This is a genomic window from Curtobacterium sp. MCPF17_046 (assembly GCF_003224295.1).
In the GTDB taxonomy this organism is placed as follows: domain Bacteria; phylum Actinomycetota; class Actinomycetes; order Actinomycetales; family Microbacteriaceae; genus Curtobacterium.
In genome coordinates, this window is sequence record NZ_QKLB01000001.1 from 222,905 (window position 1) to 240,446 (window position 17,542).

14 protein-coding genes are annotated in these 17,542 nt (G+C 71.0%); 8 read left to right on the forward strand and 6 right to left on the reverse strand.

Going from position 1 to position 17,542, the window contains the following annotated elements:
* Positions 1-242: 242 nt before the first annotated feature.
* The gene (gene glnA / locus DEJ32_RS01005) at positions 243-1,667 is read right to left on the reverse strand and encodes a type I glutamate--ammonia ligase (RefSeq protein ID WP_110825433.1); all 1,425 of its coding nucleotides are present in this window, start codon (positions 1,665-1,667) and stop codon (positions 243-245) included.
* 142 nt (positions 1,668-1,809) lie between these two features.
* Between glnA and DEJ32_RS01010 the strand changes: the two genes are divergently transcribed.
* Entirely contained in the window at positions 1,810-2,247 is a 438-nt protein-coding gene (locus tag DEJ32_RS01010) for an RDD family protein (RefSeq protein ID WP_110900029.1), read from the forward strand.
* Positions 2,248-2,409: 162 nt separating this feature from the next.
* On the opposite strand, the gene DEJ32_RS01015 is transcribed toward DEJ32_RS01010, so the two are convergent.
* Positions 2,410-3,123, reverse strand: a complete 714-nt coding sequence (locus DEJ32_RS01015; RefSeq protein ID WP_110825435.1) for a DUF4191 domain-containing protein — start codon at positions 3,121-3,123, stop codon at positions 2,410-2,412.
* A 128-nt stretch (positions 3,124-3,251) separates the two neighbouring features.
* Here DEJ32_RS01015 and DEJ32_RS01020 point away from each other — a divergent pair, with 128 nt between their 5' ends.
* Positions 3,252-4,076: a hypothetical protein gene (locus DEJ32_RS01020; RefSeq protein WP_146234048.1), complete on the forward strand. Its 825-nt coding sequence runs from the start codon at positions 3,252-3,254 to the stop codon at positions 4,074-4,076.
* Positions 4,077-4,156: 80 nt separating this feature from the next.
* Here DEJ32_RS01020 and sucB read toward each other — a convergent pair whose 3' ends face one another.
* The 3 genes from sucB to DEJ32_RS01035 all read right to left on the reverse strand — a co-directional run bounded on the left by sucB (position 4,157) and on the right by DEJ32_RS01035 (position 8,804).
* The gene (gene sucB / locus DEJ32_RS01025) at positions 4,157-5,689 is read right to left on the reverse strand and encodes a 2-oxoglutarate dehydrogenase, E2 component, dihydrolipoamide succinyltransferase (protein WP_110900031.1); all 1,533 of its coding nucleotides are present in this window, start codon (positions 5,687-5,689) and stop codon (positions 4,157-4,159) included.
* 67 nt (positions 5,690-5,756) lie between these two features.
* On the reverse strand, positions 5,757-7,130 hold the full coding sequence (lpdA, locus tag DEJ32_RS01030; protein ID WP_110825438.1) for a dihydrolipoyl dehydrogenase: 1,374 nt from the start codon (positions 7,128-7,130) through the stop codon (positions 5,757-5,759).
* A gap of 168 nt (positions 7,131-7,298) precedes the next feature.
* Positions 7,299-8,804, reverse strand: coding sequence for a leucyl aminopeptidase (locus DEJ32_RS01035; RefSeq protein WP_110900032.1), 1,506 nt, complete (start codon positions 8,802-8,804; stop codon positions 7,299-7,301).
* A 95-nt stretch (positions 8,805-8,899) separates the two neighbouring features.
* Here DEJ32_RS01035 and DEJ32_RS01040 point away from each other — a divergent pair, with 95 nt between their 5' ends.
* The 5 genes from DEJ32_RS01040 (at position 8,900) to DEJ32_RS01060 (ending at position 14,722) form a co-directional block, all read left to right on the forward strand.
* Entirely contained in the window at positions 8,900-9,814 is a 915-nt protein-coding gene (locus DEJ32_RS01040; protein WP_110825440.1) for a proteasome assembly chaperone family protein, read from the forward strand.
* 63 nt (positions 9,815-9,877) lie between these two features.
* Complete coding sequence (locus tag DEJ32_RS01045) at positions 9,878-11,197, forward strand: nitrate/nitrite transporter (RefSeq protein ID WP_110900033.1); 1,320 nt, start codon at positions 9,878-9,880, stop codon at positions 11,195-11,197.
* Positions 11,198-11,368: 171 nt separating this feature from the next.
* Positions 11,369-12,682 carry an RNA polymerase sigma factor gene (locus DEJ32_RS01050; protein WP_110900034.1) on the forward strand — a complete coding sequence of 438 codons (1,314 nt, stop codon included), beginning with the start codon at positions 11,369-11,371 and terminating at the stop codon, positions 12,680-12,682.
* Positions 12,683-12,689: 7 nt separating this feature from the next.
* Positions 12,690-13,952, forward strand: a complete 1,263-nt coding sequence (locus tag DEJ32_RS01055; protein ID WP_110900035.1) for a MurT ligase domain-containing protein — start codon at positions 12,690-12,692, stop codon at positions 13,950-13,952.
* Positions 13,949-14,722: a hypothetical protein gene (locus DEJ32_RS01060; RefSeq protein ID WP_110900036.1), complete on the forward strand. Its 774-nt coding sequence runs from the start codon at positions 13,949-13,951 to the stop codon at positions 14,720-14,722. Before DEJ32_RS01055 ends, DEJ32_RS01060 begins: the two co-directional genes overlap by 4 nt.
* A gap of 157 nt (positions 14,723-14,879) precedes the next feature.
* Here the strand turns inward: DEJ32_RS01060 and DEJ32_RS01065 are convergent, their stop codons facing one another.
* Entirely contained in the window at positions 14,880-15,107 is a 228-nt protein-coding gene (locus DEJ32_RS01065; RefSeq protein ID WP_110900037.1) for a hypothetical protein, read from the reverse strand.
* 178 nt (positions 15,108-15,285) lie between these two features.
* On the opposite strand from DEJ32_RS01065, the gene DEJ32_RS01070 reads away from it, so the two are divergent.
* Positions 15,286-17,493: a type IIA DNA topoisomerase subunit B gene (locus tag DEJ32_RS01070; protein WP_110900038.1), complete on the forward strand. Its 2,208-nt coding sequence runs from the start codon at positions 15,286-15,288 to the stop codon at positions 17,491-17,493.
* The last annotated feature ends 49 nt before the right edge of the window (positions 17,494-17,542 follow it).

The window sequence follows — 17,542 nt, forward strand, 5'->3', positions numbered from 1 at the left end:
ACCGCGGTCGAGCGGGGCCCGTGCCGGCGACGGCGCGGGCCCCGCTCTCGTCTGCCGTGGTGCGGTGCGGTGCGGTGCGGAGCGGTGCGCGGCCCGGTGCCGGTCCGCAGGGCCGCCACCGCGCCTCCAGGCGGACGCGCACGGCGGTCCCGCCGCGCAGGGACGGCTCCCTGCTCTGCGGACGCGCACGCGAGGAAGGGCCCCACACCTGACGGTGCGGGGCCCTTCCTCGTGTGCGGAACTCAGACGCCGAAGTACAGCTCGTACTCGAACGGGTGGGGACGCTGCGCGAGGGGGAGGATCTCCTTCTCACGCTTGTAGTCGATCCAGGTCTGGATGAGGTCCTCGGTGAAGACGTTGCCCTTCGTGAGGAACTCGTGGTCCGCCTCGAGCGCGTCGAGCGCCTGCGACAGGCCGGCCGGGACCTGGGGGATGTTCTTGGCTTCCTCGGGCGGCAGCTCGTAGAGGTCCTTGTCGACCGGCTCGTGCGGCTCGATGCGGTTCTGGATGCCGTCGAGGCCGGCCATGAGCTGCGCGGCGAAGGCGAGGTACGGGTTGCCGGACGCGTCGGGCGCGCGGAACTCGATGCGCTTGGCCTTCGGGTTCGTGCCCGTGATCGGGATGCGGATCGCAGCCGAACGGTTGCCCGCCGAGTAGACGAGGTTGACGGGGGCCTCGAAGCCCGGGACCAGGCGGTGGTACGAGTTCACCGTCGGGTTCGTGAAGGCGAGCAGGGCCGGGGCGTGCCGCAGGATGCCGCCGATGTACCAGCGCGCGACGTCGGACAGGCCGCCGTAACCGTTCTCGTCGTAGAACAGCGGGGTGCCGTCCGACCAGAGCGACTGGTGGGTGTGCATGCCCGAACCGTTGTCACCGAACAGGGGCTTCGGCATGAACGTGGCGACCTTGCCCCACTGCTCGGCCGTGTTCTTGACGATGTACTTGAACTTGAGGATGTCGTCCGCGGCGTGGACCAGCGTGTCGAACTTGTAGTTGATCTCCTGCTGGCCGCCGGTGCCCACCTCGTGGTGCGCGCGCTCGAGCTCGAGGCCGGCGTCGATGAGCTTCAGCGAGATGTCGTCGCGCAGGTCCGCCGTCTTGTCGACCGGCGAGACGGGGAAGTAGCCGCCCTTGTACGGGGTCTTGTTGGCGAGGTTGCCGCCCTCTTCCTCGCGGCCGGTGTTCCACGCGCCCTCTTCCGAGTCGACGGAGAAGAACGACTCGTTCTGCGTGACCGAGTAGCGGACGTCGTCGAAGATGTAGAACTCGGCCTCGGGGGCGAAGAACGCCGTGTCCGCGATGCCGGTCGAAGCGAGGTACTTCTCGGCCTTCTTGGCGACCTGGCGCGGGTCACGGCCGTAGATCTCGCCGTTGCGCGGGTTGTAGATGTCGAACACCATGATCAGCGTGCGCTCCGCGCGGAACGGGTCCACGTAGGCGGTCGTCACGTCGGGGATGAGCTGCATGTCCGACTCGTGGATCGACGCGAAGCCGCGGATCGAGGAGCCGTCGAAGAGCTGACCGACGGCGAAGAAGTCCTCGTCGACCGTTGATGCGGGGATGTTGAAGTGCTGCTGGACCCCGGGGAGGTCCGTGAACCGGATGTCGAGGAACTTGACGTCCGTGTCCTTGATGAACGCGAGCACCTCGGAGGAATCACTGAACATGCGAGTCGGTCTCCTGTGGCGTTGGGTGGTGTCGAGGGAACCAGGAGGCACCCTCCGACGAGGCTAGAGACACCGGGTTTCCCGGACGTGACTGCGTTGTTTCCAGCGTGTTACGCACCCGGCGACCGCCTACGCTGGGGACATGGCCCGCTCCACTCCGTCCACCCCGCCCGCAGCCGGCTCCGGTCGGACCGAGTGGCCGGGCAAGGTCCTGGGGCTGCCGGAGTCGGGCCCGCGGAGCATGGGCGGCTTCGGCCGACGGTTCCTCGGGCTGGTGATCGACTGGGCGTTGGCCTCGCTCGTCTCCCTCGTCATCGGCACGTACGGCGCGGCGGGCAACTTCATCACGCTGGGCATCTTCGCCGTGCTGCAGGTCCTGTTCATCGCGCTCGCGTCGGGGTCGTTCGGGCACCTCTGTGTCGGGCTGCGCGTGGTGCCGATCCGCGGGGGCTACGTCGGTGTCTGGCGCCCGGCGGTCCGCACCGTGCTGCTGTGCATCGTCGTCCCGGCGCTCATCCACGCGAAGGACGGCCGTCCGCTCCACGACGGCGCTGCCGGTACGGTGCTCGTCCGCCGCTGACGACGCGGGTCCTCGTCGGCCGGTGCCGTCCGAGCCGGCCGGTGCCATCCGAGCCTGCCAGTGCCGTCCGGGCCGGCCAGTGCCGTCCGGGCCGGCCGGTGCCGGAGGACGACGATGCCCCCGACCAGGACGGCCGGGGGCATCGGGACGCGGCGGTGACGGTCAGCGCGGGCGACCCGCTCGGACACGCGTGGGGTCGATGCCCTTCGGGATGGACGCGGCAGGACCGTGCGTCAGCGAGTCGAGTCGGTTCGACACCGCCAGCACCTCGTTCCGGTTCAGGGCCTTCTTGTGCTTGTTCATGGCCTTCGGCAGCTTGTGCAGCGTGACCTGGCCGTCACCGTCGCCGACGTTGACGACGTGGATCGGCACGTTCGGGACGATGCGGGCCACCTTGCGGCGCTCCTCCTCGACCTGGCGCGTGAGGTTGCCGACCTGACCCTCGGTGATGAGGATGACGCCCGGCGTCCCGACCGCGCGGTAGACCGCAGCCTGGGAGCGACCGTGGACGGCGACCGGCATCTCGCTCGACCGCCACTGACGCCGCAGCGAGTTCGTCAGCACGGCGCCGACGGCACCGGGCTGCCCCTCGATCTGCGAGTACGCGGCCCGCTCGGCCAGACGCCCGAGCACGATGAGGAACAGCAGCACGCCGAGCAGGACGCCGGCGAGGATCCAGAGGACGATCGCGAGCCAGTTCTGACCCGGCAGGAGCAGCGCCAACAGGACGCCCGCCACGACCGGACCGAGGAACGCGAGGGCGAACCACCAGACGGACGACGGGTCGGCCCGGCGCGTCATGGTGAAGACCTGGTACATCTGCTTGAGACGACCGGGCTCCTTCGCCGGGGTGCTTGAGGAACTGCTGCGTGCCATGCCGTCAAGGATACGGCCTGGCACGCGGATCGGAGACCGCCCGCCCTCAGGCTGTGGGCGAACGGGACGTGTCCACCGGTCCTGGTCGCGGACGGGAGGCCCGCCTCACCGCCGGCACGCTGGTCACCGTGGACCTGGAACAACCGACCGACCGCTGTTGGCGGACCGCGACGCCCTCGGACGCCTTCTGTGAGTGGGTCGCGGACCGCAGTTGCCTGGCGCACGACCACCTCGTCGCCGTCGCGCAGGTGGGTCGTGACGAGACCGGGGCGCTCGTCGTGCGGACGGCCGGACCGTCCGGGCTGGCGCTGCCGACGGCACTGGACCGCATCGGGTCGCCGACACCGGGCGTCGCCGTGACGCTCACGCTCCCGCTGCTCGAGGTCGCGCTGCTGGCGGACGCCGGCGCGCTGCTGCTCGGCTCCGCCCGCGTGGAGGACGTCGTCGTCGACGACGCGGGCGCGGTCGTGCTCGTCGACCGCCCTCCGGGCGCGGACGGGCAGCAGCCCGCGGGGTCACTCCCCGGGGTCGAGGCGCTCGTGCTCGCGGTCCGTGCCGTCTGGGACCGTGTCGACGCCCGGGACGCCGGGATCGCGGGCCCGGGTGCGGACGGGATCGACGAACGGTGCTCCCTGGCGCGGACGCACGGCGGCGCGGCCCTCGTGGAGCTCGACCGCGCGGTCCGGGCGGCGGCACCACCGCGTCCCGTGCGGTGGGACCCGCCGCCGCTGCCCTACGCCTTCGAGACCGCAGACCGCCACGGCACGGCGACGGGCGGGCGTCCGGGAACGCAGGGAACGCTGCCGGTCGGCCGCCTGCTCGTGGCGTGTCGGGACGTCCTGACATCGGGCGTGCCGCTCGCCGGCCGACGGGTCGGTGTCCGTGCGGTCGTGACCGTGCTGGTGGTCGTGGCGGGTCTCGTCGTCGCCGTCACGCAGGGTCGGGGCCGATGACCGGGCCGGGGACGCGGAACGGCCCCGCCTCCCGGGTGGGAGACGGGGCCGTCGGCGTGGTATCCGTCCGACCTGGGTGGTCAGTACCCGAGGTTCGGAGCGAAGTTGCCCTCTTCGAGGCGGTTCTTCACGGCCACCAGGTACCGGGACGCGTCCGCGCCGTCGATGATCCGGTGGTCGTAGGAGAGCGCCAGGTAGACGAACGAACGGATCGCGATGGCCTCCTGGCCGTCGACCTTCACCACGGCCGGACGCTTCGTCACGATGCCCGTGCCGAGGATCGCCGACTGCGGCAGGAAGACGACCGGGGTGTCGAACAGCGCGCCGCGCGAACCGGTGTTGGTCAGCGTGAACGTGCCGCCGGCGAGCTCGTCCGGCTTGAGCTGGTTGTTGCGCGTGCGCTCCGCGAGGTCCGCGATCGCCGTCGAGAACTGCGCGAGGTCGAGCGACGCCGCGTCCTTGATGACCGGGGTGAGCAGTCCGCGCTCGGTGTCGACCGCGATGGAGACGTTCTCGGTTTCCGGGTAGACGATCTCCTCGCCGTCGACGGTCGAGTTGATCTTCGGGTGCGCCTTGAGCGCCTCCGAGGCCGCGAGGGCGAAGAACGGCATGAAGGAGAGCTTCGAACCGGTCTTCTCGAGGAACTCGGCCTTGTGCGCGTCACGGAACTGCGCGACCTTCGTCACGTCGACCTCGACGACACTGGTGAGCTGCGCGGTCGAGGTCATCGACTGCACGGCCCGCTCGGCCACGACCTTGCGCAGGCGGGTCATCTTCTCCCGAGTCCCACGCAGCGGCGAGACCTCGGCGACGAAGGGACCGGACTGGGCCGGAGCGCTGGTCGACGCCGACGCTGCCGGGGCGGCCGCCGCTGCCGAGGCCGCGGCGAGCACGTCCTCCTTGCGGATGCGGCCACCGACACCGGTGCCGGCGACGGTCGACAGGTCGACGCCCTGCTCGTTCGCGAGCTTGCGGACGAGCGGGGTGACGTACCCGGATGCCGCACCGTTGGTGGTGGGGTTCGGGACCTCGGCCGAGGGCGTCGACGCCGGGGCGGCCGCGGCGGGGACGGCCGCGGGAGCCGGGGCTGCCTTCGCCGGAGCGGGGACCGCGGCCGGCGGGGCGGCGGCGGGCGGCGGGACCGGAGCGGCCTGCGGCACGGGCGAGGCCGCCGGCGGCGCGGACGGAGCCTGCGGGGCCGCGGGCTGCGTCTGACCGGCCGGTGCGGGCTCGGGCTCGGTGGGCTCCGGGGCCTTGGCCTCGGTGTCCTGCTCCGTGCTCGGCGCGGTCTCCGGCTCGGACTCCTGTGCAACCGCCTCGGTCGCGTCGTCGGTGGACTCGGAACCGCCCTGGTCGGAGGAGTCGGCACCACCGGAACCGTCTCCGATCTTCACGAGCGGGGTGCCGACCTCGACGGTCTCGTCCTCCTGGACGAGGATCTCCTCGATGACGCCGGCGACCGGCGACGGGATCTCGGTGTCGACCTTGTCGGTGGAGACCTCGAGCAGCGGCTCGTCGACCTCGATCCGGTCACCGACGTTCTTCAGCCATCGGGTGACCGTACCCTCGGTGACGCTCTCCCCGAGCGCCGGGAGGTTGACGGATTCGCTCATCGGGTGGACTCCTCTTCGCAGGCGTGGTTCGTGGTTGTGGTGTTCGTCGTGCGCACGTGCGTGTCGATCACAGCGCGTGCAGCGGCTTGCCCGCGAGGTGCAGGAAGGCCTCGCCGAGGGCTTCGTTCTGCGTGGGGTGGGCGTGCACGAGGGGAGCGACGTCCTCCGGGTGCGCTTCCCAGTTCACGGCGAGCTGGGCTTCACCGATGAGCTCGCCGACGCGCGCGCCGATCATGCTGACGCCGACGACCGGGCCGTCGATGACGCGGACGACCTTCACCGCACCGGCCGTACCGATGATGTGGCTGCGGCCGTTGCCGGCGAGGTTGTACTCGTAGGTGTCGACCTTGTCGGCGCCGTACTGCTCCTCGGCCTTCGCCTGGGAGAGCCCGACCGAGGCGACCTCGGGGTCGGAGTAGGTGACCTTCGGGATGTTCGTGTCGGAGATGACGACCGGGTTGAGACCGGCGATCTCCTCGGCGACGAAGATGCCCTGCTGGAAGCCGCGGTGAGCGAGCTGCAGGCCCGGGACGATGTCGCCGACGGCGTAGACGTTCGGCAGGTTTGTGAGGAGGCGCTCGTTCGTCGTGACGAACCCGCGCTCCATGGCCACGCCGACCTCGTCGTAGCCGACGTTCTGCGTGACCGGGCCACGGCCGACGGCGACCAGGAGGACGTCGCCCTCGTAGGTCGCGCCGTTCTCGAGCGTGACGACGACGCCGTTCTCGTGCTGGTCGACGTGGTCGAACCGGACGCCGAGCGAGAACTCGATGCCGCGCTTGCGGAACGCGCGTTCGAGCTGCTTGGACATCGACTCGTCCTCGGCGGGGATGAGGTGCGGCAGGCCCTCGACGATCGTGACCTCGGCGCCGAACGACTTCCACACGCTGGCGAACTCGACACCGATCACGCCGCCACCCAGGATGACGACCTTGTTCGGGACGTAGTCCATGCGGAGCGCGGTCTCGGAGGTGATGACCCGGCCGCCGATCTCGAGGCCCGGCAGCGACTTCGAGTAGGAGCCGGTGGCGAGGACGACGTTGCGACCGGTGACCGTCTGGTCGCCGACCTGCACCGTGTTCTGCGAGGTCAGCCGGCCCCACCCCTCGACGACGGTGATGCCGCGGGCCTTGATGAGCCCCTGCAGGCCCTTGTACTTCGAGTTGATGACGCCCTGCTGGTACTCGATGACCTTCGGCACGTCGACGCCGGTGAACTCGGCGATGACACCGTACTTCTCCGCGTCACGGGTACCGTCGGCGATCTCGGCCGAGTGCAGCAGTGCCTTCGTCGGGATGCAGCCGCGGTGCAGACACGTCCCTCCGAGCTTGTCTCCCTCGATGAGCGCGACGCTCATGCCGAGCTCGGCGGCCCGGAGCGCTGCGGCGTAGCCGCCGCTGCCGCCACCGAGGACCACGACGTCGTAAGTCTGTTCCGTCACCTGGTGCAACTCCCTCGTGCGTGTCAGGGGCGGCTTGGTGTCTCTTGGACGCCGTCCCGGTGGACACCGCGCGGCGGCGTCCGGCGGTCGGACCGTCTGTACCGGTCCCGTCCCGTCAGTTCCGGCGGGGAGCACGCTGACGCGGCGGCCCCGCCGGAACCAAACCTACTACTTGCCCTGCAGGTCTTCTGCGAGTGCGACCAGGGTCCGGACCATCACGCCGGTCGCGCCCTTGCCGAGCCAGCCGTACCCGGCACCGCGGTTCTCGGACGGGCCGGCGATGTCGAGGTGCGCCCACGGGATGGTCGCGCCGTCGGCGGTCGTGCCGACGAAGCGCTCGAGGAACTTGGCGGCGAGGAGCATGCCGCCCGCGGTCTGGCCGACGGTGGCGTTGACCATGTCGGCGACGTCGCTCGCGAGCCGGCCGTCGAGCTCCTCCGGCATCGGCATCGGCCAGACCGGTTCGGCGACGGCGTCGGCGACCGCGCGGACCTGCGCGACGAACGCGTCGCTGCCCATGAGACCGGTCGTCCGGTCGCCGAGGGCGACCATCTGCGCGCCGGTGAGCGTCGCGACGTCGACGATCGCGTCGGGCTGCTCGAGCGAGGCCGCCGCGATCCCGTCACCGAGGACGAGGCGTCCTTCGGCGTCGGTGTTGGTGACCTCCACGGTCTTCCCGTTCTTGAGGGTGAGGACGTCGCCGGGGCGGATCGCAGACCCGGACGGCATGTTCTCGGCGAGGCAGAGCCAGGCCGTGATCTTCGTGTCGAGACCCAGGCGTGCCGCGGCGACCGTCGCGGCGAGCACGGTCGCCGCGCCGGTCATGTCGGTCTTCATGCCGAGCATCGACGCGGCGGGCTTCAGCGAGAGGCCGCCGGTGTCGAACGTGATGCCCTTGCCCACGAGCGCGAGGTGCTTCGCCGCACCGGCCGGCTCGTACCGGACGACGACGAGTCGCGGCGGCCGCACCGAGCCCTGACCGACCCCGGCGATGCCGCCGAAGCCCTGCTGCTCGAGCTCCGTCTCGTCGAGGACCTCGACCGTGAGGGGCAGCCCCTCGGCGACCGCGGCCGCGACGTCGGCGACGTCCGACGGACCGAGGTCGCCGGCGGCGGTGTTCACGAGGTCGCGTACGAGCGATGCCGCCTCGGCCACGACGGCCGGACGCACGGTCGCGTCGGCGTCCACCGATGCGGGGGCGAGGACCGTGATGCGCTGGTCACCGCGGACCGGACCGGTGGTGCCGGTGCCCTTGTGCCGGGTGAAGGCGTACGAGCCGAGGGCCGCGCCCTCGAGCGCGGCGGCGACGGCGTCGTCGTCCTCGGTGGGCAGCGCGAGGGCGATCGAGCCGACGTGCGGGAGCTGCCGGACGGCGCTGCCCGCGGCGGAGCGGACGGCGGCGGTGCCGGTCGCACTCCCGAGCCCGACGAGGGCGACGCCGGCGGCGGCGATCCCGGCGGCGGCACCACCGGGGATGCGGACGAGCTGGTCCTTCGCGCCGGTGGCGCCCACGGCCTCCAGGTCGAGCTGTTCGAGGCCGGGGACGGGGCCGACGGCGGTCGGTGCGAGGGTGGCGGGGCCGCCGTCGGTGCCGGGGCGGACACCCACGACGAGGACGTCGGCGTCGACGGAGGCGGGGGAGGAGGAGGTGGTGGAGAGCGTCGGTCGGACCATCACACCAGCCTACTGACGGTGCTCTGACGGCCTGTTCGCTGTCGGCGTGGGCGGCGGTCCGGGCCGCGTCGGCGGGCCCGCCTAGCATTGGCCGGGTGAACCACCCCGAGGACCTCTACACGCTCGACGAGTCCGCCCCGACGGTGCCCGCCGGGCTGCACCTCGTCGCCGCCCTCACGGGCTTCGCGGACGCGGGCTCGGCGGTGGCGCAGATCACGACGTCGATCACCGGCTCCCTCGAGTCGCAGCTCGTGGCCGAGTTCGACCCGGACGTCCTGCTCGACTGGCGCGCCCGCCGCCCGGTGATCACGTTCGAGCACGACCACATCACCGCCGTGGAGCCGCCCCGGCTCACCCTGCACCTCGTGCGCGACGAGCTGGGCCAGCAGTTCCTCTTCCTGTCGGGCTACGAACCCGACTTCCAGTGGAACCGCTTCGTCCGCGCCGTCGTCGACCTCGCGGAGGACCTGCAGGTCGCCGACACCACCTGGGTGCAGGCGATCCCGATGCCGGTGCCGCACACCCGGGCGATCGGCACCACCGTGTCCGGCACACGCGCGGACCTGGTCGAGTCGATGAGCGTCTGGAAGCCCGAGACGCAGGCGCCGGCGAACGTCCTGCACCTGGTCGAACACCGCCTCGCCGAGCTCGGGCAGCAGGTGACCGGGCTCGTCCTGCTCGTCCCGCACTACCTGGCGGACACCGAGTACCCCGACGCGGCCGTCGCCGCCCTGTCCGGGATCTCGGCCGCGACCGGGCTCATCTTCCCGACCGACGCCCTCCGCGAGGAGGGTCGGGAGTTCCTGTCCCGGGTCGACGAGCAGGTCGCCGGCAACGCCGAACTCCAGCGCCTGGTCGGCGCGCTCGAGCAGCGCCACGACACGTACATGGAGGGCAACCCGGTGGCCTCCCCGCTGACCGGCGCCGACGGTGAGGTGCCGACGGCGGACGCGATCGCCGCCGAACTCGAACGGTTCCTCGCGGACCGTCGCACCGCCGACGACGACTGACGTCGGCCAGGGGTCACCGTCCGCCCGCGCGGACGGTGCCCGCGTGGTGGCTAGCCTGGTCGGGTGAACTCCCGCCGCGCCTTCGTCGTCTGGGGCGTCGCCGTCCTGGCGTACGTCCTCGCGGTCGTGCAGCGGTCGTCCCTCGGGGTCTCCGGGGTCGACGCGCAGGACCGCTTCGCCGTGTCGGCCGCCGTGCTGTCGACGCTCGCGGTCGTTCAGATCGCCGTCTACGCCGGACTGCAGATCCCCGTCGGGATCGCGCTCGACCGCGTCGGTCCGCGCCGCCTGGTGCTCCTCGGGGCGGTGCTGCTCACGGTCGGGCAGGCCGTGGTCGCGGTGTCACCGACCGTCGGCCCGGCCGTCATCGGGCGCGTGCTCGTCGGAGCGGGCGACGCGATGACGTTCATCTCGGTGATGCGACTGCTGCCGATGTGGTTCAGCGGGACGCTACTGCCGCAGATCTCGCAGTGGACGGGCAACCTCGGCCAGATCGGCCAGATCGTCTCCGCGTTCCCGTTCGCCCTGCTCCTGCACTCCGTCGGGTGGGACGCGGCGTTCGGCGTCGCAGCCGTCGCCAGTGCGGTCGGCCTGGTCCTGGCGGTGGTCTTCGTCCGCGCGGGGCCGGTCGCGGTGCGCACGGACACGATCCCGATCCCGCACTCGTGGGGTGCCGCGTTCAGCACCTTCGGGCACGCCCTCCGTCGGCCGGGCACGCAGCTCGGGTTTTGGTCGCACTACGTGACGCAGTCCTCCGGCACCGTGTTCAGCCTGTTGTGGGGCGTCCCCATGCTGCGGGGGCTCGGGTACTCACCGACCGAGGCGGCGAGCTTCCTGACGGTCATCGTGGTCGTCGGCTTCGTCGCGGGGCCCGTCCTGGGACTCCTGTGCGCGCGCTTCCCGATGCGCCGGTCGAACCTGGTGCTCGGGATCGTCACCGCCCTGGGCGTCGTCTGGACCGCGGTGCTGCTCTGGCCGGGGCAACCGCCGACGTGGCTGCTCGTCCTGCTCGTCGTGGCGATGGGCGTCGGTGGCCCGGGTTCCCTCATCGGCTTCGACTTCGCGCGGTCGTTCAACCCCGTCGGGTCGCTCGGATCGGCGAACGGCGTCGTGAACGTCGGCGGGTTCCTGGCGGCCTTCGTGATGATGTTCGCCATCGGGACGCTGCTCGACGTCCTCGCCTCGGCCTCCGGGACCGACACGTTCGCGTGGCAGAACTTCCGCGTCGCGATGACGGTGCAGTACGTCGTCGTCGGGTTCGGCGTCGTGATGCTCCTGTCCGCCCGTCGCCGGACCCGCGCCCGTCTGCACGCCGAGGACGGAATACGGGTGGGACCGCTGTGGGTTGCACTGGTTGCACGCCTGCGGAAACAGCGCGTGCAATAATGACCACGGACCCTTTCGGGTTCCCCACGTCCGACGTCGGGGGACTTGACATGGGTCCTAGTGCTGCCCGGAACGGTAGGACCAGACGACGTGGGGGACCGCGGCGGTGGCCCTGGGCGGCGAGGGAAGGCCACGACCCCAGGAACGTGGCACGACGAGGAAGGTGATCGCATGGCTGCCCGGAGCACGACGGTCGATCCCACGAAGGACACCACGCCCGACGGCGCCGTGGCGGAAGACGCCACGGAGACGGAGGGCACGGTCGCGCCGAAGAAGCGCGCCACCAGGACCACCACCGCCGCCAAGAAGGCCGCGCCGAAGAAGGCGGCCCCGAAGAAGGCCGCGGGCAAGAAGGCGACCGCCGCCGCCGACGACGAGGACGGCGACGTCGAGGACGACGCCCCGGTCGAGGTCGTGGAGGACACGGCCGAGACCACCGACGAGGTCGCCGAGGACGCCGAGGACGAGTCGGGTGCGAAGCCCTCGACCGAAGCCGCCGCGGTCGCCGCGGGTGCGCTCGTCATCTCGCAGACCGACGACGACGAGGCGCCGGTCTACTCGACGACCATCACGGGTGCCACCGCGGACCCGGTGAAGGACTACCTCAAGCAGATCGGCAAGGTCGCGCTGCTGAACGCCGAGCAGGAGGTCGAGCTCGCGATGCGCATCGAGGCCGGCCTGTTCGCCGAGGACAAGCTGCAGCACTCGACCGGGCTCTCGAAGCCCGAGGAGCGCGAACTCCGCTGGGTCGCGCGTGACGGTCAGCGTGCCAAGTCGCACCTGCTCGGGGCGAACCTCCGTCTCGTCGTCTCGCTCGCGAAGCGCTACACGGGCCGCGGCATGCAGTTCCTCGACCTCATCCAGGAGGGCAACCTGGGCCTGATCCGTGCGGTCGAGAAGTTCGACTACACGAAGGGCTTCAAGTTCTCGACCTACGCGACGTGGTGGATCCGTCAGGCCATCACCCGTGCCATGGCCGACCAGGCCCGCACCATCCGCATCCCGGTGCACATGGTCGAGGTCATCAACAAGCTCGCCCGGGTGCAGCGGCAGATGCTGCAGGACCTCGGCCGCGAGCCCACGCCGGAAGAGCTCGCCCGCGAGCTCGACATGACGCCCGAGAAGGTCGTCGAGGTGCAGAAGTACGGCCGCGAGCCGATCTCGCTGCACACGCCGCTCGGCGAGGACGGCGACTCGGAGTTCGGTGACCTCATCGAGGACACCGAGGCGGTCGTCCCGGCCGACGCGGTGGGCTTCACCATGCTGCAGAAGCAGCTCGAGAGCCTGCTCGACTCCCTGTCCGAGCGCGAGGCCGGCGTGATCCGGATGCGCTTCGGCCTCGGCGACGGCCAGCCGAAGACCCTCGACCAGATCGGCGACACGTTCGGGGTCACGCGCGAGCGGATCCGTCAGATCGAGTCGAAGACGATGGCGAAGCTCCGCCACCCGTCCCGGTCGCAGTCGCTCCGCGACTACCTCGAGTAGGCCGCCCGTGCGTTTCGCGATCCCGATCCTGGTCGGGCGGATCCTCCGTGCCCTCGCTCGTGCGCGGGGCGGCGGATCCGCCTACCCGGGCTACATCGTCCTCAAGCTCGTGCCGGACTTCCTGCAGCACGTCACGCGGCAGTTCCCGAACGGCGTCGTGTTCGTCCTCGGGTCGAACGGCAAATCGACGACGACGCACATGATCTCGGAGATCGTGCGTGCGCACGGGCTCCGGGTCTTCACGAACCCGTCCGGGGCGAACCTGCCGCAGGGGATCGCGTCCGCGCTCCTGTCCGAGGTGTCGCTGACCGGCAAGCTCAAGGCGGACATCGGCATCCTCGAGGTGGACGAGGCCTTCGCCGTCGAACTGGCGGGCATCCTGTCGCCGTCGACGGTGACGATGCTCAACGTCCAGGTCGACCAGCTCTACCGGTTCTTCGAGACCGAGCGCGTCGCCACGATGATGCTCGACACCGCGGCGCTGTCGTCCGCGAACGTCATCACGAACCACGACGACCAGTTCCTGGACGCCTACACCCCCGTCGACGGTCAGCGCGTGCTCCGCTTCGGTGCGAGCTCCGAGGTCGTGGCCGCTGCGCCGAACGGCCTGCAGAACGCCGACGACTTCGTCGCCGGGACGGACCGTGCCGAGACGACGGCCGACGCCGAGGTCGTCGTGTTCACCGGCGACGGCGCGACCATCGCCTTCGACGGCGACGAGGTGCCGGTGCGCCTGCCGGCTCGCGGCCTGCACTACGCCGTCGACGCCGCGGCGGCGACCGCGACCGCGAGTGCCGCGCTCGGCGCCCAGTTCCGTGCCGACGCCGTGACGAAGGCGTTCCAGCGGATGAAGCCGGCGTACGGACGTGGTGAGCGTCTGCCGATCGCGGGCGAGTCCGCCGAGTTCACGATGTTCAAGAACGCCGCGAGTCTGCAGCTGAACCTGGACGCGCTGCCCGCGCACCCGGAACAGGTGCTCATGGCGATCGACGAGGGCACCCCGGACATCTCGTGGATCTACGACATCGACTTCTCGAAGCTCGACCACGTGGACGTCGTGTCGGGTGACAAGGCCTGGCAGATCGCGATCGCCCTCGAGCACGCCGGCGTCCGCATCGGCCGCGTCGAACCCGACGTCGAGTCCGCGATCCGGCACATGCAGGGCCTCGGGGCGACGACGACCGGCACGAAGAACTTCATCGTCAACTACGAGATCATGATGATCGCCCGGAAGGCCCTCGGCCACCCGGACCTGGAGAAGACCGCATGACGGCCGATCGCCTGACCATCCTGCACGTGTACCCGCGCCAGATGGGGGTCTCCGGGGACCGCGGCAACGTCGCGGCCCTGGTCCGTCGCGCCGCTGCGGCCGACATCGACACCGAGGTCGTCGAGTACGCCCCGGGCGACACGCTCCCCGCGTCCGCGGACGTCGTGCTGGTCGGCAACGGACCGCTCAGCGCGATGCGGTCGCTCGGTGCCGACGTCACCCGCGTCGGTGCGCCGCTGCGCGACTTCGCCGCCGCCGGTGTGCCGGTCGTCGCGGTCGGCGGCGGGTTCGACCTCGCGACGAACCAGGTCGTGCCGACCGAGGGCGCCCCGGTCGACGGGTTCGGGGTGTTCGACGCCCGCGCCGTCCGCGGTGCCGAGCGCCGGGTCAACTACTTCGTGCTCGAGACCCGGTACCCGCTGCTCCCCGGCGCTTCCACGCGCCTCGCGGGCTTCGAGGACCACGCTGCGCGCATCGAGCTGGCCGACGGCGTCGAACCGTTCGCGGACGTCGTGTCCGGTGGCGGCAACCAGGCCGGTGCACCGGTCGAGGGCGCGATCGCCGGCACGTCGTTCGGCACCCACACCCAGGGGCCGATCCTGCCGCTCAACCCGCAGCTCACGGATGCGGTCCTCGCCGCGGCGACCGCCCGCCTCGGACGGACGTACGCACCGGACGCCGAGCGCACCGCGACGATCGACCGGTACGCCCGCGAAGCCAGTGCCACGGTCGACCGCTACGTCGACAAGGCGTTCAAGCGCATCACCTGATCCCGCCGACGGACAGCGCCCGTACGACAGGCAGCGCCCGTACGACAGGCAGCGCCTGTACGACAGGCAGCGTCTGTACGACAGGACGACGCACCGGAGGCCCGGTGCCGGTCTCGTGGACCGGCACCGGGCCTCCGGTGCGTCGCGGCGGTGCCGCCTACTTGGACTCGTGGAGTCGCGAAGACTCGTCGTGCCACTCGAGGGCGATGGCTGCCAGCTTGTCCTTGAACTCGGCGCCGTGGTGGGCGCAGAACAGGAGTTCACCACTGGCCATGGTGGCGCGGATGTACGCCTGCGCACCGCAGCTGTCGCAGCGGTCGGCCGCGGTGAGCTGGTGGTTGTCGTTGAGTTCGTCGACGGAGAGGTCCTGCACGGTCTGGGTCATTGCTGTGCTCCTCACGGATCGCAGTACGGTGCGGTGAATGCACCCATTCCAACACGTCCCGCCTGGATGCCGTGCATCCTGACCGGCTCGTTCGCTGAGCGCGGAGCGCTTGTCCCCTCGCCGAGGCGCACCGCTCGTGCGGCCCACTGGTGTCGGTGCGGCTCGGTACCCTGATCACGTGAGCTCCGACTACTCCGCACGGCATCTCTCCGTCCTCGAAGGACTCGAGGCGGTCCGGAAGCGTCCCGGCATGTACATCGGCTCGACGGACTCGCGTGGGCTCATGCACTGCCTGTGGGAGGTCATCGACAACTCCGTGGACGAGGCCCTGGCCGGACACGGGGACGAGATCGGGGTGACCCTGCACGCCGACGGGTCGGTCGAGGTGTCGGACGTCGCGCGCGGCATCCCGGTGGACGTCGAGCCGAAGACGGGGCTGACCGGGGTCGAGGTCGTGTTCACGAAGCTGCACGCCGGCGGCAAGTTCGGCTCCGGGTCGTACGCGGCCTCGGGCGGCCTCCACGGCGTCGGCGCCTCGGTCGTCAACGCGCTGTCCGAACGACTCGACGTGCAGGTGGACCGCGGCGGCAAGACGTACGCCATGTCGTTCCACCGGGGCGAGCCGGGCGTGTTCGACGACTCCCGGGGCATCGGGCCGGACGCCCCGTTCGCACCCTTCACCTCGGGGAGCGAACTGCGGGTGGTCGGCAAGGTGAAGAAGGGCGTGACCGGGACGCGCGTGCGCTACTGGGCGGACCGACAGATCTTCACGAAGGACGCGGCCTTCAGCACCGGGGACCTCGTCAACCGCGCGCGGCAGACCGCGTTCCTCGTGCCGGGACTCGGGCTCACCATCACCGACGCTCGTCCGGCGTCGATCGCGGCGGCCGCCCAGCGTGCGGCCCTGGCGGTGTCGACTGCCGGCGCCGCGGCGTCCGGGACGACGGACGACGGGACCGGGACGGACGGGCCCGCGACCGACACCGCGCCGGCCCTGGCGGTCGAGCAGGGGCCGGTCGTCGAGCGCTTCCGCTACGAGGGCGGGATCGGCGAGTTCGTCGAGCACCTCGCCGTCGACGGGGCGAAGACCGACGTCTGGCGCATCCAGGGCTCCGGCACGTTCAAGGAGACCGTGCCGATGCTCGACGACAAGGGCCACATGGTGTCCACCGAGGTCGAGCGCACGTGCGAGGTCGACGTCGCCCTGCGGTGGGGCGACGGGTACGAGACGGTGTTCCGGAGCTTCGTGAACATCATCGCCACCCCGAAGGGCGGCACGCACCAGGCCGGGTTCGAGTCCGGTCTGGTCAAGGCCGTCCGTGCCCAGGTCGAGGCGAACGCGCGCAAGCTCAAGGTCGGGCAGGACAAGCTCGAGAAGGACGACGTGCTCGCGGGCCTCACCGCTGTGCTGACCGTCCGGCTGCCCGAGCCGCAGTTCGAGGGCCAGACGAAGGAGATCCTCGGCACGCCGGCCGTCCGCCGGATCGTCGACTCCGTGGTGGCCAAGCGCATGACGGAGATCCTCACCTCGACGCAGCGCACCGAGAAGGCGCAGGCCGCGGTCGTGCTCGAGAAGGTCGTCGCCGAGATGAAGACGCGCATCTCCGCCCGGGCGCACAAGGAGACGCAGCGCCGCAAGAACGCGCTCGAGAACTCGTCGCTCCCGACGAAGCTCGCCGACTGCCGCTCGAACGACGTCGACGGGACCGAGCTGTTCATCGTCGAGGGCGACTCGGCACTCGGTACCGCGAAGCTCGCCCGCAACAGCGAGTACCAGGCGCTCCTGCCCATCCGCGGGAAGATCCTCAACGTCCAGAAGGCGTCGGTGTCGGACATGCTCTCCAACGCCGAGTGCGCGTCGATCATCCAGGTCATCGGTGCGGGGTCCGGGCGCACGTTCGAGCTCGACCAGGCCCGCTACGGCAAGGTCATCATCATGTCCGACGCCGACGTCGACGGTGCCCACATCCGGACGCTGCTGCTGACGCTCTTCTTCCGGTACATGCGCCCGATGATCGAGCAGGGCCGGGTGTTCGCCGCCGTGCCGCCGTTGCACCGGGTCGTCGTGGTCAACCGCGGCAAGCCGAACGACACGCTGTACACCTACTCCGAGCAGGAGCTGACGACGCTCCTCAAGAAGCTCGAGCGCTCGAACAAGAAGTACCTCGAGCCGATCCAGCGCTACAAGGGCCTGGGCGAGATGGACGCCGACCAGCTGGCCGAGACCACGATGGACCGTGCGCACCGCACCCTGCGACGCGTCAACGTGTCGGACGCCGAGTCGGCGGCCAAGGTGTTCGAGCTGCTCATGGGGAACGACGTGGCCCCGCGCAAGGAGTTCATCCTCGCCGGCGAGGGTCTGGACCGCGAGCGCATCGACGCCTGACGGCGCCCTGCCGGACAGGAGGCGCGGGGCGGCCCGGCCCCGCGCCTCC

What these genes read in the sequence shown, in the direction of transcription:
- glnA (WP_110825433.1), bottom strand. Translation starts at nt 1,667, where the DNA reads ATGTTCAGTGATTCCTCCGAGGTGCTCGCGTTCATCAAGGACACGGAC.
- DEJ32_RS01010 (WP_110900029.1), top strand. Translation starts at nt 1,810, where the DNA reads ATGGCCCGCTCCACTCCGTCCACCCCGCCCGCAGCCGGCTCCGGTCGG.
- DEJ32_RS01015 (WP_110825435.1), bottom strand. Translation starts at nt 3,123, where the DNA reads ATGGCACGCAGCAGTTCCTCAAGCACCCCGGCGAAGGAGCCCGGTCGT.
- sucB (WP_110900031.1), bottom strand. Translation starts at nt 5,689, where the DNA reads ATGAGCGAATCCGTCAACCTCCCGGCGCTCGGGGAGAGCGTCACCGAG.
- DEJ32_RS01035 (WP_110900032.1), bottom strand. Translation starts at nt 8,804, where the DNA reads ATGGTCCGACCGACGCTCTCCACCACCTCCTCCTCCCCCGCCTCCGTC.
- DEJ32_RS01050 (WP_110900034.1), top strand. Translation starts at nt 11,369, where the DNA reads ATGGCTGCCCGGAGCACGACGGTCGATCCCACGAAGGACACCACGCCC.
- DEJ32_RS01060 (WP_110900036.1), top strand. Translation starts at nt 13,949, where the DNA reads ATGACGGCCGATCGCCTGACCATCCTGCACGTGTACCCGCGCCAGATG.
- DEJ32_RS01065 (WP_110900037.1), bottom strand. Translation starts at nt 15,107, where the DNA reads ATGACCCAGACCGTGCAGGACCTCTCCGTCGACGAACTCAACGACAAC.